We start from the raw sequence: 16,322 nt of genomic DNA on the forward strand, positions 1-16,322 counted from the left end.
AAAAGATTTGTTTATATTAGTATGTGGCTTTATTTTGAGCAGAGGGTATTTTACAAGCTATCTAATGCCATTTGGATATTCTTTATATTGCTACATTTTATACTATGATAAGACAAAATGGTGGCTAGGAAGTTGTTTGATACTAGGTATTTTAACCACTGGTGAATATGGAGTGCTGGTTAAAAATCTTTTGGTTTATGGGCTTATAACTATTGCGTACTTTAAATTGTACAAGCATATTACAAGAAAATGGCAGATTGCTGTCTTGATGAGTATAAGTATTATTATTGTAGGTTTGCTCATGAATTCATTTCAAGCTAATTACCTATTTGATACGGTGCTCGTTTTTGTTGAGAGCTTATTATCTTTGTCTCTATTCTATATATACAATGTAGCGATAAGTCTATTTACAAATCGTAATCGAAAAATATACTCCAATCAAGAAATTGTCTGTCTAGGTATATTTGTATCTGTATTGATACTAGGATTAAACAATATCGAGTATTTTGGCATATCTATTTCCACGGTGTTAACGGTATTTCTAATTTTGCTCTTTAGTTTGCGTATAGGGGTTAGCGTATCAGCGCCATTGGGCATGATACTAGGCCTTGTGCAAAATTTAAGTACAAACTCTAATCCCTTGCTTATTGTGATTTATGGTCTATGCGGTATCGTATCCGGGGTTTTTCGAGATGGAGGAAAATTAATGGTCATTACAGGATTTATAGTCAGTAATGCCATGATGGCTTTTTATTTAAATGGCTCAACGGAAGTCTTTGTTCACCTAGAAGAGATCATCATTGCTTCTGTAATTATTTTGATTATTCCTAAAGCTCTATGGGATAAGGTCCATTTTTTCAATTTTGACAAAGTAAATGAATCCTACCAATCCTTTTGCAAAGAGAGAATCAATGAGAACTTGCGGACCAGGCTAAACAAATACGCCATATTATTAAAACAAATGGGGACAAGCTTTTTTAATCCAGAATATGAAAATATAGAAGTGTATCACAGATCTTTTGATAAAATCACAAATTGTGTCTGCAAAGAGTGCTATCTAGCTCAAAAATGTTGGAAGACCAATGGAGAAAACACGTATAAGATGTTTTTAGAAGTAGCTCATATACTTGAAGGAGAGCCTATAGATTATTCTTCTAAAGTATTAGAAGAATTAAGCACAATGTGCATTTATGATGAAGCTTTGCTAGAACAATTTAAATTTCAAATTCAATTTATAAATGAAGAAAAGGAAATGATGGATCGAATTGGTCAAAATAATCTCTTTGTATCCAATCAATTGGAATTTGCAGGGGAGTTGATTCAGGATATGAAAAACAGCTTGAATGATAAATGGCTAATCAAATCCGATGAAGAAAGAGATGTCTTTGTAGAATTAGATAAAAATGATATAAGTGTAGAAAAACTGTATGTAATTCAAGAAGCAAACGAAAGGTATAAGGTGACCATTGCCAGTAATAAAAGATTGCAGGAAGCCATATCAAAGGATAAAATTCCGCGAATGCTATCAGATGTCCTAGATGTAAAAATCGGCTTAGATAATGAGAGGTTTTCATCAGAATATGGTGGGCACTTATATATTTATCGTGAATTGTCAGAATATAGAATCAGCACAGGTCTTGTCTCTTATTCAAGTGTAGCTGGAGAAAAATCAGGAGATATTTTCTCCGATAAGACTTTAGAAAATGGTAATCGAGTTCTTGCACTATGCGATGGCATGGGGATAGGCGATAATGCTTATGAGGAGAGCGATACCACCATGAATTTACTAGAGAAGTTTATGGAAGCAGGGATAGACAAGACTGTTATGATCAAAAATATTAACTCTGTACTTATGCTTCGCAATGAAAAAGAAACTTTTTCAACTTTAGACTATGTAGTCTTTGATACCTTTACTGGGGTAGCAGAGTTTAATAAGATTGGTGCGGCTATTACATTAATAATACAAGATGGAAAGGTAAAGCTCTTAAGGGGTCAATCCTTGCCTGTAGGTATTTTAGACGAAATTGCTATAGAATCTATTACTCTTCCTTTAGGTGAAGGTGATTTGATTGTCATGATGACAGATGGCATATTTGAATGTTGTGATAATACAGTAGAGGTAGAGGAATGGATTACAAATGCTGTAAAAAACATCTCGTCTAACAACCCACAGAAGGTAGCAGACAAGATATTTACTCAATTCAAGGCTATTTGTTCTAATCCAAAAGATGATATTACCATATTAGTTGGTAGGGTTTGGAAGGTATAGTTAGCAAGTCATCCTAGCCCTAGTCCTAGCGTAGATATAAAGATTCTAAATATAATTGTTTATGAAGCTTGATAATTATCTATATGCTAGTGGCTAGTGGCTTTATTTATTCGATTTATTGTTTTATCTTGAAACAATAATGCAAAACATATACAATAAGCCTATGTTTACGTGAAGTGGTGATAGAATGGAAGAGAAGGTTTTAAATTTTGTTAATGAGAACAAATTATTAGATGTTGGGGATCGGATCCTTATAGGTGTATCAGGGGGACCTGATTCTATTGCTTTATTTCATTTTTTATACTCAATCCGTGAGAATCTTGGCTTAGAGATTACTGTCTGTCATTTAAACCATATGATTCGTGGAAAAGAAGCAAATGAAGATGAAAAATTTGTTCGGGATTTATGTGAAAAAAACAAGATAGCATTTTATAGTAAAAGAAGTGAAGTAGAAAAGTTGGCCAAAGAAAGAAAAATTACCGTTGAGGAGGCAGGTCGAGAAGAACGTTATAAATTTTTTTATTATTTAAGACAAAAATTGGGTATAGATAAGATAGCTTTAGCACATCATCTCGATGACAATGTAGAGACCATACTTATGAGATTTCTTCGTGGTACAGGAGTCAAGGGTTTAAGAGGAATTGTTCCAATGAGAGAGGATAGGGTTATAAGGCCATTTTTGTCCGTTCAAAAAAGAGAGATACTAGAGTATTGTAAAATTCATAAACTTTCTACCAAATTAGATAAGACTAATTTAGAAGCAAAATATCATCGAAATAAATTGAGATTAGAAGTGATTCCCTACTTAGAAAAATTTAACCCTAATTTTGCTCAAGGAGTGAGCCAATTAGGCGGTATTTCTACAGAATACTATGATTTCGTTCAGAAATGTGCAAAAGTAGAGGTAAAACGAATTACTGTTGGTGGAAAAATAGATATTAAAAAGTTTAACGATCTTCATATATGTTTAAAGAGAGAAGTTTTAATAGAAGTACTACGAAAAACGAACAAGAGGGTCTCGTTAGAATACCATCATATTGATCTCGTTCTCAATAAATTAAAGGACAAACAGAATACTGTTTGGGCTTTGGATTTGCCGAATAGAATAAAAGTGATTCGTCAGTATGACTGCTTATTTGCTGAAATTCGTAGAGATAGAAGGGAAATAAATTCTTTTAGCTACGAATTGACGTTGGGTAAGGTATTGTTGTTATCTAAATTACATTGTTGTTGTAGTGCGGATATTATGAGCATAGATGCATATAGAAATCTTAATCCTAAGCCTTTTGGAGCTGTTTTTGATTATGATAAAATTTTAGAGCAAGGCAAGCCCCTTCTTCTTAGAAGTAGAAAAGAAGGGGATCGTATTGAGCCTATGGGGATGCGAGGTACAAAGAAAGTAAAAGACATTTTTATTGATAAGAAAATTCCTGCTGAAAGACGCTCGAATATTCCTTTGCTTTGTGTCGACAATAATGTAATATGGATAGTGGGTTATCACAAAAGCAGAAAATTTAAATTAAATGAAGGTACTCAAAATGTATTAATAGTATCTTTTGACTATTATGAGGAGGCATAAAATGAATAAGGACATAAAAAAGGTATTAATAAGTGAAGAAGAATTAAAGAAAAAAATAGTTGAATTAGGTACAGCACTTACTATTGAGTACAAAGACAAGTTCCCACTAGTTATTTGCGTATTAAAGGGTGCTGTTTTATTTATGTCGGATTTAGTACAGAAAATTGACGCTTCTTTAGAGATGGATTTTATGGCTGTATCCAGCTATGGAGACTCAACAAAGACTTCTGGCCAGGTAAGGATTGTTAAAGACCTAGAAAAAAGTGTAGAGGGAAGAGAAGTACTAATCGTAGAAGATATTGTAGACAGTGGCTTGACCTTAGCTTATCTCATTAAGCTATTACAAGAAAGAAATGCAAAGAGCATAAAAGTTTGTTCCCTATTAGAAAAGCCGGAAAAACATATTGCTAATGTGAAAATTGATTATGTAGGATTTATAGTGCCAGATGAATTTGTAGTAGGTTATGGATTAGACTATGCTGAAAAATATCGAAATCTTCCTTATATAGGCGTTCTAAAAGAAGAAGTATACAAGGACTAATAATCTATATTTCATGTTTACAAGGGTGGCTTTACCCTTGATCTAGCTCCTGTTCCAGTCATCCTGAGCGTAGCGAAGGATCTTGACCCTAAAGGCATACCCTAGCGCTAGTGACGAATGACTAGTAGCTAAAGTGCGTAGCGCTTTCATATAGTTGTATTTTCATGAAATATATGGTAAAATAACATTTTAAAAATCGTATAAAGGTAATAAATGATATTAAATACACAATCTATCATAAGTTTATAGGCAAATAAATGTGTTGTTGACGAAAGGAGCGTGAGCCTTTGAATAAATATTTAAGGATGATAGGGTTTTATTTAGTAGTGCTTATTTTAATAGCAACTCTACTAACGAATTTTAAACCTGGCCAGAGTATTCCCGCTACATTAACTTATTCTGAATTATTATCTGGTATTAAAGATGAAAGCATAAGCAAGTTGACAGTAGATATTGATAAGTATATTGTTTCTGGCAAATTAAATGATGGCAAAGACTTTCAATCGATAGTTTTACCCAGCAGTTTTACTACTTTTCTAAATGACTATTTAGAAGAAGGTGGTACAGTAAAAGCGGACTTTAAACAACCAGAGCAGGCACCATGGTGGTTTACTATATTACCATCTGTCTTTCTAATCATTATTATGGTTGTTTTCTTCTTGATGTTTACACAACAATCAGGAAGTGGCGGTGGAAAAGTTATGTCCTTTGGAAAGAGTAAGGCAAAACTTCACACTCCGTCCAAAAAATCAGTAACATTCAAGGATGTTGCTGGTGCAGATGAAGAAAAGGAAGAACTTGAAGAAGTAGTAGACTTTCTCAAGTCCCCTACACCATTTTTAGAATTAGGTGCCCGTATTCCCAAGGGCGTTCTCTTAGTAGGGCCTCCTGGAACAGGTAAAACATTACTAGCACGAGCTGTAGCAGGTGAGGCTGGAGTACCCTTTTTCAGCATTAGCGGTTCTGACTTTGTTGAAATGTTTGTAGGGGTAGGTGCTTCTAGGGTAAGGGATTTATTTGAAACAGCAAAGAAAAATTCTCCTTGTATTATTTTCATAGATGAAATTGATGCGGTAGGCCGTCAAAGAGGTGCAGGTCTTGGTGGAGGACATGATGAAAGAGAGCAAACGTTGAATCAACTTTTAGTAGAGATGGATGGTTTTGGCGATCATGAAGGCATTATTATGATAGCCGCTACGAACAGACCAGATATTCTAGATCCGGCTCTTTTAAGGCCAGGTCGATTTGACAGGCAAATTCTAGTAGGAACGCCAGATGTTAAGGGTAGAGAAGAGATTTTGCGTGTTCACGTTAAAGATAAACCATTAGCAGAAGATGTAGATTTAAGAGTTATTGCTAAAGGAACACCGGGATTTACAGGTGCAGATTTAGAGAATATTATGAACGAATCTGCTTTATTAGCTGCAAGAAAAAGATTGACTAAAATTACTATGACAGAATTGGAAGAGGCTATAAAAAGGGTTATTGCAGGGCCAGAAAAGAGAAGCCGAGTTATAACTGAAGAAGATAAAAAGATCACTGCAGTACACGAAGCAGGTCATGCTATCGTTATGAAAAATCTCCCTACATCGGACTCCGTCCATGAAATATCGATCATACCAAGAGGAATGGCTGCTGGTTATACCATCTCCCTACCTGATGATGATAAGATGCATATGTCAAAGACGAAATTATTAGAGATGATTGTAGGACTTCTTGGTGGTAGAGCAGCAGAAAAAATTGTTCTTGATGAAATATGTACAGGTGCTAGTAACGACATTGAAAGGGCTACGGATTTAGCTAGAAAAATGGTCACGGAATACGGTATGAGTGATTACTTAGGACCAATGACTTTTGGTAGCAAACATAATGAAGTTTTTATAGGCAAGGATTTATCTAGAGGCAGAAACTACAGCGAAGAGGTTGCTGCTGCAATAGATAAAGAAATAAGAACCATAATCGCTGATTGTTACGATAGAGCTTTGGCAATATTAGAAGCAAACAAGGGTAAATTAGAGCTTATTACAAATAAACTCTTAGAGCAAGAGACGATTAATCGAGCAGAATTTGAAGAATTGATGATCCTATAGGATCATGTCTTCGACACTTTCGTTCTACGTTCTAAGTAAAACCTTTAGAATACGAATGGTGACTGATTAGCAGTTTGAATCGATAAAAAACAAAGAAAAGTAACCATCCTCTTATTGGATGGTTACTTTTCTATTATTAAGAGAGCTAAAAGGTTGGTAAGTAAAAAGATATTCCTCCGTGATTCGTTCTTTTTGTAAAAATAAAACCATTGTCACAAGATTGATTATTTGTTATACTATCGTTAAAAATATGTCTTGTATCCGAAAGGAACGAGAACAGGAGGAAGAAAAATGAATAAGAAAAACGAGACGAGCAAGCTCACCTTTATGGGAGTTATGCTAGCACTAACCATTGTTTTTATTCTAACTTCAATGGTACCTAATCCCGCTTCAGCAAATATAGCGGTATTATTATTTTTGCCTACCATATTGACAGCAGTAATTTATGGATTTAAATCAGGGGCTATTATGGGTTTATGCGCAGGGACAGCCAGTTTGCTAAGAGCTCTCTTAATGCCAAACTCGCCATTAGATCCTTTTTTTATTAATCCATTGGTTTCGGTTATTCCTAGAATTTGCATTGGTTTAGTAGTAGCTTTTGTTTTTGCTTTATTACATAGGAAATTAAAAGTAAACAGAATCGTGAGTTCGTCTATTGCCGCTGGATTTGGCATGTTTACGAATACTCTTTTGGTAATAGGTTCATTATATTTACTTTATGGACAAGGTGTAACGGAAATATTAGGAGCAGGTTTTGTTGTAGCTTTAGGGGCTATCTTCTTATCTAACGGTCTGCTAGAGTTAGCTGTTGCTGCAATCATTATACCAATTATATATAGTGCATATAGTCGTTATAATAAGATAAAATAGCGAGCACACTAGATTAAAGGAAGTGACATGAGGTGTTATTGGCAATTGATGTGGGGAATACTAATATAGAAATAGGAATTTTTGATGGGGACAAACTTGTAGGTACTTGGAGGATGATGACGAGAACTCCTAGAAGCTCTGATGAGTACGGCATAACAATGATTTCAATGCTTCGAAATGATAATATTGAAAGGCAGGATATCAATGGAGTTATAATCTCTTCCGTTGTACCAGGTATTATGCACTCACTCACAAATAGTATAAGAAAATACTTTAAAACAGAGCCTATAATAGTGGGACCAGGAACTAAAACGGGAATTTCCATTCAAACAGAGAATCCTAAAGAAGTTGGTGCTGATAAAATATGTGACATCGTAGGAGCTTATTATCAATATGGTGGTCCTGCAATTGTGATAGACTTTGGGACAGCTACTACTTTTGACTTTGTGACAAAAGATGGTGTGTTTAACGCTGCAGTAATCGCCCCAGGTATTCAAATTTCAGCAGATGCTTTGTGGAGTAAGGCTGCAAAATTACCTAATATTGAAATAATAAAACCAAAGAGCATACTAGCCAGAAACACTATTCATAGTATGCAGGCAGGCTTAGTATATGGATATATAGGGCTTGTAGAATACACCGTAAAAAAAATGAAAGAAGAAACTGGTTGTCCAGATGCTAGAGTAATATCTACCGGTGGCTATGCAAAGATTATCATTCCAGAAACAAATGCAATTGATTTACACGATCCTGTACTCTCGCTAAGAGGTATTAAGATTATTTACGATAAGAACAAGTGATGTAGCCACCAGCGGCCAGCTTTTAGCCTCCAGTAATAGGTATTCCTTTTGGGTCTTAAAACCCTTCGTCGCAAGCTCCTCAAGGATGACAAAAGCAGTAACTAGGGTCAAAGTGTGGTTTCAGCACATATATGATCCGCGAAGCTATCCCTAGTAACTGCCCGTCATCCTTGAGCGCACGCGAAGGATCTTGACCTGTGAGGATTGACCCTAGAGCACTGATGGCTGTCAGCTGGTCGCTATTAGCTACACGTTGTGATGAGGTGAGACATGAAAATTGGAGACTTGGAATTAGACAATAAATATATACTCGCACCTATGGCAGGGGTAACAGACCTGCCTTTTAGATTATTATGCAAAGAACAAGGTTGTTCTCTGATGTATACTGAAATGATTAGTGCAAAAGGATTGTATTATGGGGATAAGAAGACAAGATCTCTCATGGAAACTTTAGATGAAGAAAAGCCCATTGGCATTCAGATATTCGGAAGTGACCCCAAGATTATGGCCAAAGTTGTCAAGGAGCAAATCAATGACATGACTTTTGCATTAGTTGATATCAATGCAGGTTGCCCCGCTCCTAAGATTGTAAAGAATGGGGATGGTTCTGCTCTAATGAAAAACCCAGAATTATTGGGAGAAATCGTATACGCTGTGGCAAAGGAATCTCGTATACCTGTAACAGTGAAAATTCGCTCAGGATGGGATGATACCCATATTAATGCTGTAGAAGTGGCAAGGATTATTGAAGACGCTGGGGCTAATGCTATTACTGTTCACGGAAGGACGAGGGCGCAGTTTTACTCAGGAAAAAGCAATTGGGACATCATTAAGAGGGTAAAAGAACAGTTACAGATTCCTGTTATAGGTAATGGAGATGTAAAATCATATAAAAATGCAATAAGTCTACTTGATTCGACAAAATGTGATGGTATAATGATTGGAAGGGGATCCCTGGGAAACCCTTGGATATTTTCCATGCTTGTAAATCAATGTGAAAAATGTCCGAGTCCTCAAGAAAAAATCCAAACGGCTATCAAACATATGGAAATGCTACTTGAAATAAAACCTGAAAAAGTGGTTATGGGTGAAATTAGGAAACACATTGGGTGGTATACAAAGGGACTGCAGGGCTCAGCTGAAATTAGAAATCAAATCAATCAAACCTTGTCTAGTGTAGAAGTGAAGGATTTACTAATAAACTATATGAAACTCACAGAAATATAGAAATAATTTAATGTTTCATAGAATATATATGATAATAAAAAAACTGTGAGTGGATATTATGAAGAAATTTGGTTATATTATTAATCCTAAAGAGACGAGATTCTATCAGCTATCGGGAGGTTTCAATAAAATTAAATGGAATCTACCTATCATAAAAGATGAAGTCATGAAGGTATCCGAAATATTTGACAAGGATAATCATTGTATTGGAGATGTATTGTCTGTTCCCAATAATGTAAATTTTGCAGTTTTGCAGGAAAAGCTATTAAATTACATGACGAAAAATCATCTTGAATTTATCTGTTTAGGAGATGGTCTTAAAAATCAAAGCATAAGTAAATTGCAACATCACAAATTAATAACAGGGATACACGGTATCGTTCATATTAGTGTTTTGTTTATGCAAAAGTACCTAAAAGAGATTTTTGACTTAGCTATATACGAAGCCGAAATCGTCATAGCGATAGATGAATACAGTTCTATTGCTAAAGAAATGATTGAATATATTAGTAGTCAAGGGAACTATATTCTTTTAACAGGAAAAAACTTAAAAAAAGATGAAAAGTTTTTAGAACGTCTATATAGTCATCAAGGCATTAGTATTGGTTTTAATGAAGATTATACAAATCTAAAGGTAAACTGGCATGTCTTTATCAATCTTAGTTCTAATATACAAATGAAAAAATTGAAGAATAAAAGTGAAAAGGGGATTGTAATAGACCCACTTTTTTTAATCCATGAGATACGCGATGAGTATAAGATTGTCAGTGAGCTTAGTATGTACTCAAATGATATTGTGTTTTTTAATAAGCTAAACATTATAAACAATGCATACTCACCTCAACTTATCGAAAGCTTAGTTCGTATTAAGAATTGGAATAATGAAGACAATATTTATGAGCTCATACAGCAAGAAATTGTAGAAAATAAATACACACTAATGGATGAATGATTTGAAAAAATATTTTACTATATTTTAAAATAGGAAAAGGGGCATTATTATGGCGCAAAAGGAGTATATACTAACCTATGAGGGTTTAAAGAAATTAGAAGAAGAGTTAGACTATTTAAAAACCGTTAAGAGAAGAGAAATCGCAGAGCGTATAAAAGTTGCAAGAGAATTTGGCGATATTAGTGAAAATGCTGAATACGATGAAGCGAAGAATGAACAGGCTTTTACAGAAGGTAAAATTGCAGAGATTGAACATAAGCTGAAAATCGCTAAAGTTATAGATGAGGAAGACATTGCTACAGATGTTGTAAGCATAGGTTCTTGTGTAAAGGTGAAAGATTTAGAATTTGATGATATAATAGATTTCTACATTGTTGGCTCGTCAGAAGCAAATCCAGCGGAGGATAAAATTTCTAATGAATCTCCAGTAGGCGCAGCTCTTATTGGTAAAAAAATTGGGGATAAGGTCGTAGTAGCAGTACCAGATGGAAACATCACTTTTGAGGTGCTAGAAATCAACAAGAAGTAAGAAGGAGGATTCAGTTTGTCACAAGATGCAAATGAAAATTTAAGTGAAGTGTTACAGGTTAGAAGAGACAAGTTAAAAGACTTGCAAGAAAAAGGGAAAGATCCTTTTTGCATTACAAAATACCATATAGACAATAATTCAAAGAATATAGAAGATCATTTTGAAGAGTATGAAGAAAAGATGGTTTCAGTAGCTGGTAGAATTATGTCTAAAAGAGGGCAAGGAAAAGTAAGTTTTTATGACTTACAAGATAGTGTAGGAAGAATCCAAATGTTTCTAAAGAAAGACACTCTAGGAGAAGAAGCGTATGCTGAAATCAAAACCCTAGATATTGGAGATATTGTAGGTGTAAAAGGAGAGGCTTTCAAGACAAAAACTGGTCAAATATCAATAAGGGTTAAAGAACTTGCTCTCCTTACCAAGTCCTTACAAGTACTACCTGAAAAATTTCATGGATTAAAAGATCCTGATTTAAGGTACCGACAAAGATATGTAGACTTAATTGTCAATAGAGAAGTAAAAGATGTCTTCGTAATGAAATCCTTAATTCAAAAGAATATACGAAACTTTTTAGACGATAGGGGATTCTTAGAGGTAGAGACACCTGTATTGTCAAATCTAGCAGGAGGAGCATCTGCTAGGCCGTTTATGACTCATCATAATGCACTAGATATACCGATGTATTTGAGAATCGCTTTAGAATTGCCATTGAAGAGGTTGATTGTAGGCGGTTTTGATAAAGTATATGAGATGAGCAGAGTGTTTCGAAATGAAGGGATGGATACAACCCACAATCCCGAATTTACAATGCTTGAAACATATGAGGCGTATGCTAATTATGAAGATGTCATGAAAATGGTAGAGGAACTCTTTCACTACCTTGTGACAAAGCTATACAATAAGGACAGTGTAATGTATCAAGAAAAAGAAATCAGCTTAAAAGCTCCATTTAGAAGAGTTCGTATGGTAGATTTAGTAAAGGAACATACAGGCGTAGATTTTGATAGCATAGTAGATATTGAAGAAGCTTACAAAAAAGCCGATGATTTAAAGCTGGAATACACTAAGAATGACAGGATCGGTGATTTAATCAATATCGCCTTTGAACAATATGTAGAAGAAAAACTTATTCAACCTACCTTTGTAACCCATCATCCAATAGAAATATCGCCATTGGCTAAAAAAGATTATTCAGATCCAAGGTATACTGAGAGATTTGAGCTTTTCATCAATGGAAAAGAATTTGCCAATGCATTCTCTGAATTAAATGATCCAATCGATCAAAAAGAGAGATTTGCTACACAGGTAGAAAAGAAAAATAGCGGAGACGACGAAGCCCATCCATATGATGAAGATTTTATCAACGCTCTAGAAGTCGGACTACCTCCAACAGGAGGGTTAGGAATTGGAATAGACCGATTAATTATGCTCTTTACAGATCAAAGAAGCATTAGAGACGTCATCCTATTCCCAACAATGAAGTCCATTGATAAATAAACGCAGTATATAGAATGAAAACAGATGAAAGATCATAATAGTACAAGGCAGACATTTCACAGTATTAGTGAGGTGTCTGCCTTGTTTCTATTTTACAGAAAATATAAAAAATAAAAAACCGGCTATCTTTTTTCTTTGCAATATCGTTATACAATATAGAAGGTACTTTCAAGATAAACGAGAGGAGGGGAAACATGGATGCTGATTTTCTGCTAGTAAAAAAAATGAAAATCGGAGATGAGCAGGCGGTGGATATTTTTATTCATAAATACTATCCCCAAATATTGAAATATTGCCGCCTGCATATTCATGATTATAATCATGCTGAAGATATGACGCAGGAAACATTTGAAAGGTTTTTCCGAACTCTCAATCAATACCAGCATTATGGGAAGGCGGCAAATTATCTGTATGTGATAGCAGCGAACCGATGTAGAGATTACTACCGGAAGAAAAGCGAAATTGCAGTAGAAAGATTGCCCGAACAACTCGATTGGGGTATGGAGGATATTGAAGAATGGTTAGATGTGCAAAGTGCATTGGATAGTTTGCCACATGAGCTTCGAGAAGTTGCAGTTTTATTTTTCTTTCAGGGAGTAAAACAAAAAGAAATTGCGAGAATATTGGGGATTGGGCTTCCGCTGATAAAATATAGATGTAGAAAAGCAAAAGAAAAATTGGTGAAATATTTGGAGAAGGAGAAACGGTTATGAGCATATCAGATAAAGATTTGAAGATATATTTTGAAGAAAAGTTGCATATGCCCTGTAATGAAATGAAAATACAAGAAACAATTCAAAAATCGATGGAAGCGCATTATACTTCCGAGGCAGAACAGCCGTTGTCCAAAGCAGAATTTTTATATCAGCAGACCAGGTATATACGAAAGCGTTGGTGGATTATTCAAGGGTTGCTCTTATTTCTGCTGTGGTTGTTTTTACAATATACGGAAAGCAGATTTTACATCCACAGAAGCATCGGAATTGCAGCACCGTTGTTTGTTGTGTTGATTATGCCAGAGATTTGGAAAAACAAAAATGCAAATGCGCTGGAAATAGAATGTACAGCCTACTATTCTCTCCGACAGATTTATGCAGCTCGCATGATTTTGTTTACTTTCGTAGATTTCGTATTATTAAGTCTGTTATTTATTGGGGTATCCTACACTGGCAAGCTGACGATTGGCGAATTGATAATACAATTTTTTATACCATTCAATGTAACCTGCTGTATTTGTTTTAGCACGTTGTACAGTAAGCGGGCGGGGTCAGAAGTTTTTGCGCTATTGCTGTGTATTGTCTGGATTGCTGTCTGGGTGCAAATTGTGTTGAATGAGACCGTTTATGATGCTGTATCTGCTCCGGCGTGGAGTGTGCTGCTGGTAATCTCCTTCTTGTATTTGGGTTACAGTATCCGAAGGGGACAGAAAAAATGTTTGGAAGTGTGGGAGGTAAAACCATTATGGAATTAAAGCTATCAGGAGTCACTAGAGAATTTCAGGATATCGTAGCAGTAGATCATGTGTCCTGCACACTAACAAATGGCGTATATGGATTGCTGGGGGTCAATGGTGCTGGTAAAACAACGCTTATGAGGATGCTTTGTACCTTATTAAAGCCGTCTGCTGGTTCTATTACATGGAATGGGGAAGATATTTTTACGATGGATAACAGATATCGCAAACTGCTGGGGTATCTGCCACAAGATTTTGGATTTTATCCAGACTTCTCAGTTTATGATTATCTGCTATACATTGCCTCCATTAAGGGACTGCGCCCTGCTGTTGCAAAGCAGAGAACAGATATTTTATTAAAACAGGTAGGGTTGCAGAAAGAAAGAAATAAAAAAATGAAAAAACTTTCTGGTGGTATGAAACGTCGGGCAGGAATTGCCCAGGCCATGTTAAATAATCCCAAAATATTGATTCTGGATGAACCGACAGCTGGATTAGACCCCAATGAGAGGATTCGGTTTCGCAATCTAATCAGCGAACTGTCAGAAGAAAGAATGGTATTGCTATCTACCCATATCGTTTCTGATATAGAATATATCGCAAATGAGATTCTATTGATGAAGGATGGGCGGATCACCATGTCCGGTACTGCGGAAGAGTTGATAAGCTCTATGCTAGAAAAGGTGTGGAGTTGTGACATTCAAAAAAATAAGATTGACTCGTACATGAAAGCGTATAAGGTATCAAATGTGAAAACTGTTCAAGGGGGTGCCAAATTACGTATTTTGTCTGCAAAGCAGCCGACGGAAAATGCTATATTAGAAACAGCTTCTTTGGAGGATGTATTCCTGTATTATTTTGGAGAGAAGGTAGATGCAGATGATGTTCAGATATGAGATGAAAAAGGTATTTGCTAAAGCAGGTACAAAAATTGCAGTAATCGTACTGTTGGCAATTCTTGGAGTTACCTGCGGGTTTGCTATGGATGTTTCTTATGTAAATGAAAATGGGGAAGCAGAAAACGGTTATGCGGCGGTAAGGCAGTTGAGAGAGAAGCAAAAAGAATGGTCAGGCATACTTGATGAAGAAAAATTGCAGAAAGTCATTGAAGAAAACCAGAGAATTAGTGCTACACCACAGGCAAAATCAAAAGACTACAAAGAAAACAATATAGCATTTAGTTGGAGACAAGGTATTAGCGAAATCCGCGAGCTTCTGAATGCTTCTTTTATGGATGAGTTTCGTTCGTATGATTATTATAAGGCCGATACCTTAATGGCTTCAGATGCATCTGCATTTTACGAAAACAGGACTGTATTGTTGAAAGAATGGTTGTCAAACGAAGCAAAGCATCAGTTCTCGGATGTAGAAAAGCAATATTTAGTACAGAAATATGAAGCATTGAAAATTCCGCTTTTATATGATTATATCGGAGGCTGGACGCAGTTGTTTGAGTATGTTTCAACTGTTATAATCATAACCACGCTGGTTCTTGGGTATCTTGTTGCAGGCATTTTTTCAAGTGAATTTGGATGGAAGTCCGATGCAATTTTCTTTACTACAGTACATGGAAGGAATAAAGCGGTTGTCGCAAAAATAAAAGCTGGAATTAGTATAGTCACAATGATTTATTGGCCAGTTATTCTTCTGTATAGCGGAATCGTTCTTCTCTATTTAGGCGCTGATGGCGCTGTATGCCCGGTTCAGGCAGATATGGTCGGGTGGAAATGCTTTTACAATATCCAGGTATGGCAGAAATATCTGCTTACAGTTGTTGGAGGGTACATAGGTTGTTTGTTTATTTCTTTTCTGACGATGCTGGTATCTGCTAAAACGAAGTCGGCTGTGGTAGCTGTTATGTTGCCGTTTATACTTATTTTTATCCCATCTTTCCTCGGTAATATCGAAAGTCCGGTTATCAATAAGGTATTAGGTCTGTTGCCTGACCGTTTGTTGCAGATAAGTACAGCATTAGGGTATTTTGACTTATACAAAGTTGGAGGGAAAGTAATTGGAGCTATCCCTATTTTACTCGTATTATACAGCGTTTTAACAATTCTGCATGTACCAATAATTTATCAGGAATACCAGCATAAACAAATCAACTAAAAATCTATACCAGTAATCACTCAGTTTTATAATAGTATTGTCCTACTGATACAGCCAGTCCGCAAATTCGTTCGGCCGGCTGTTCTTTCTTTATGTAATAGGAAATACCATATAATAAAAACTTCAGTCAAAAAACACTATCATGAAAGTCAATAAAATCGAGAAATTAAAAAAACGATTGACAAAAGGATATACTGTCCCTATAATAGTAAGAGTCGCTAGAAATAGTGGCAAGTTACAAAAATCGACAACTTAAAAGTAATTTTGAAAAAAGTAGTTGACAAAAGAAACAAGATGAAGTAAGATATAAAAGCTGACTCGAGAGAGACAAGCTGAGTATTGAAAAACAACAAGGTATTTGAAAATAGAATAGTGCACACAAACCCAAGCAAATTAGTTGCAAGTC

At 35.5% G+C, this 16,322-nt stretch carries 14 protein-coding genes; all 14 read left to right on the top strand.

Going from position 1 to position 16,322, the window contains the following annotated elements; all coding sequences use genetic code 11:
• Positions 1 to 2,269 (top strand): stage II sporulation protein E (gene spoIIE / locus Q7P22_RS13455; RefSeq protein WP_303864939.1); only part of this gene is annotated, 2,269 nt, incomplete at its 5' end.
• A 187-nt stretch (positions 2,270 to 2,456) separates the two neighbouring features.
• Positions 2,457 to 3,848, top strand: coding sequence for a tRNA lysidine(34) synthetase TilS (gene tilS / locus Q7P22_RS13460; RefSeq protein ID WP_303864940.1), 1,392 nt, complete (start codon positions 2,457 to 2,459; stop codon positions 3,846 to 3,848).
• A gap of 1 nt (position 3,849) precedes the next feature.
• The gene (gene hpt, locus Q7P22_RS13465) at positions 3,850 to 4,389 is read left to right on the top strand and encodes a hypoxanthine phosphoribosyltransferase (protein WP_303864941.1); all 540 of its coding nucleotides are present in this window, start codon (positions 3,850 to 3,852) and stop codon (positions 4,387 to 4,389) included.
• Between the two features lie 305 nt (positions 4,390 to 4,694).
• Entirely contained in the window at positions 4,695 to 6,479 is a 1,785-nt protein-coding gene (ftsH, locus tag Q7P22_RS13470; protein ID WP_303864950.1) for an ATP-dependent zinc metalloprotease FtsH, read from the top strand.
• Between the two features lie 291 nt (positions 6,480 to 6,770).
• Positions 6,771 to 7,349, top strand: coding sequence for an ECF transporter S component (locus tag Q7P22_RS13475; protein WP_303864942.1), 579 nt, complete (start codon positions 6,771 to 6,773; stop codon positions 7,347 to 7,349).
• A gap of 32 nt (positions 7,350 to 7,381) precedes the next feature.
• Positions 7,382 to 8,149 carry a type III pantothenate kinase gene (locus Q7P22_RS13480; protein WP_303864943.1) on the top strand — a complete coding sequence of 256 codons (768 nt, stop codon included), beginning with the start codon at positions 7,382 to 7,384 and terminating at the stop codon, positions 8,147 to 8,149.
• Positions 8,150 to 8,419: 270 nt separating this feature from the next.
• Complete coding sequence (gene dusB / locus Q7P22_RS13485; RefSeq protein ID WP_303864944.1) at positions 8,420 to 9,376, top strand: tRNA dihydrouridine synthase DusB; 957 nt, start codon at positions 8,420 to 8,422, stop codon at positions 9,374 to 9,376.
• 58 nt (positions 9,377 to 9,434) lie between these two features.
• Complete coding sequence (locus Q7P22_RS13490) at positions 9,435 to 10,328, top strand: hypothetical protein (RefSeq protein WP_303864945.1); 894 nt, start codon at positions 9,435 to 9,437, stop codon at positions 10,326 to 10,328.
• Positions 10,329 to 10,374: 46 nt separating this feature from the next.
• Positions 10,375 to 10,857 (top strand): transcription elongation factor GreA, encoded by a 483-nt coding sequence (greA, locus tag Q7P22_RS13495; protein WP_303864951.1) that lies wholly within the window; start codon positions 10,375 to 10,377, stop codon positions 10,855 to 10,857.
• A gap of 15 nt (positions 10,858 to 10,872) precedes the next feature.
• Positions 10,873 to 12,354 carry a lysine--tRNA ligase gene (gene lysS, locus Q7P22_RS13500; RefSeq protein ID WP_303864946.1) on the top strand — a complete coding sequence of 494 codons (1,482 nt, stop codon included), beginning with the start codon at positions 10,873 to 10,875 and terminating at the stop codon, positions 12,352 to 12,354.
• Positions 12,355 to 12,548: 194 nt separating this feature from the next.
• Positions 12,549 to 13,067, top strand: a complete 519-nt coding sequence (locus Q7P22_RS13505; RefSeq protein WP_303864947.1) for an RNA polymerase sigma factor — start codon at positions 12,549 to 12,551, stop codon at positions 13,065 to 13,067.
• Positions 13,064 to 13,825, top strand: coding sequence for a hypothetical protein (locus Q7P22_RS13510; RefSeq protein ID WP_303864948.1), 762 nt, complete (start codon positions 13,064 to 13,066; stop codon positions 13,823 to 13,825). Before Q7P22_RS13505 ends, Q7P22_RS13510 begins: the two co-directional genes overlap by 4 nt.
• Positions 13,816 to 14,703 carry an ABC transporter ATP-binding protein gene (locus Q7P22_RS13515; protein WP_303864952.1) on the top strand — a complete coding sequence of 296 codons (888 nt, stop codon included), beginning with the start codon at positions 13,816 to 13,818 and terminating at the stop codon, positions 14,701 to 14,703. Before Q7P22_RS13510 ends, Q7P22_RS13515 begins: the two co-directional genes overlap by 10 nt.
• 1 nt (position 14,704) lies before the next feature.
• Entirely contained in the window at positions 14,705 to 15,916 is a 1,212-nt protein-coding gene (locus Q7P22_RS13520) for an ABC transporter permease (RefSeq protein ID WP_303864949.1), read from the top strand.
• Positions 15,917 to 16,322 lie beyond the last annotated feature (406 nt).

Source organism: Alkalibaculum bacchi, from assembly GCF_937875145.1.
Lineage (GTDB): Bacteria > Bacillota > Clostridia > Eubacteriales > Alkalibacteraceae > Alkalibaculum > Alkalibaculum bacchi_A.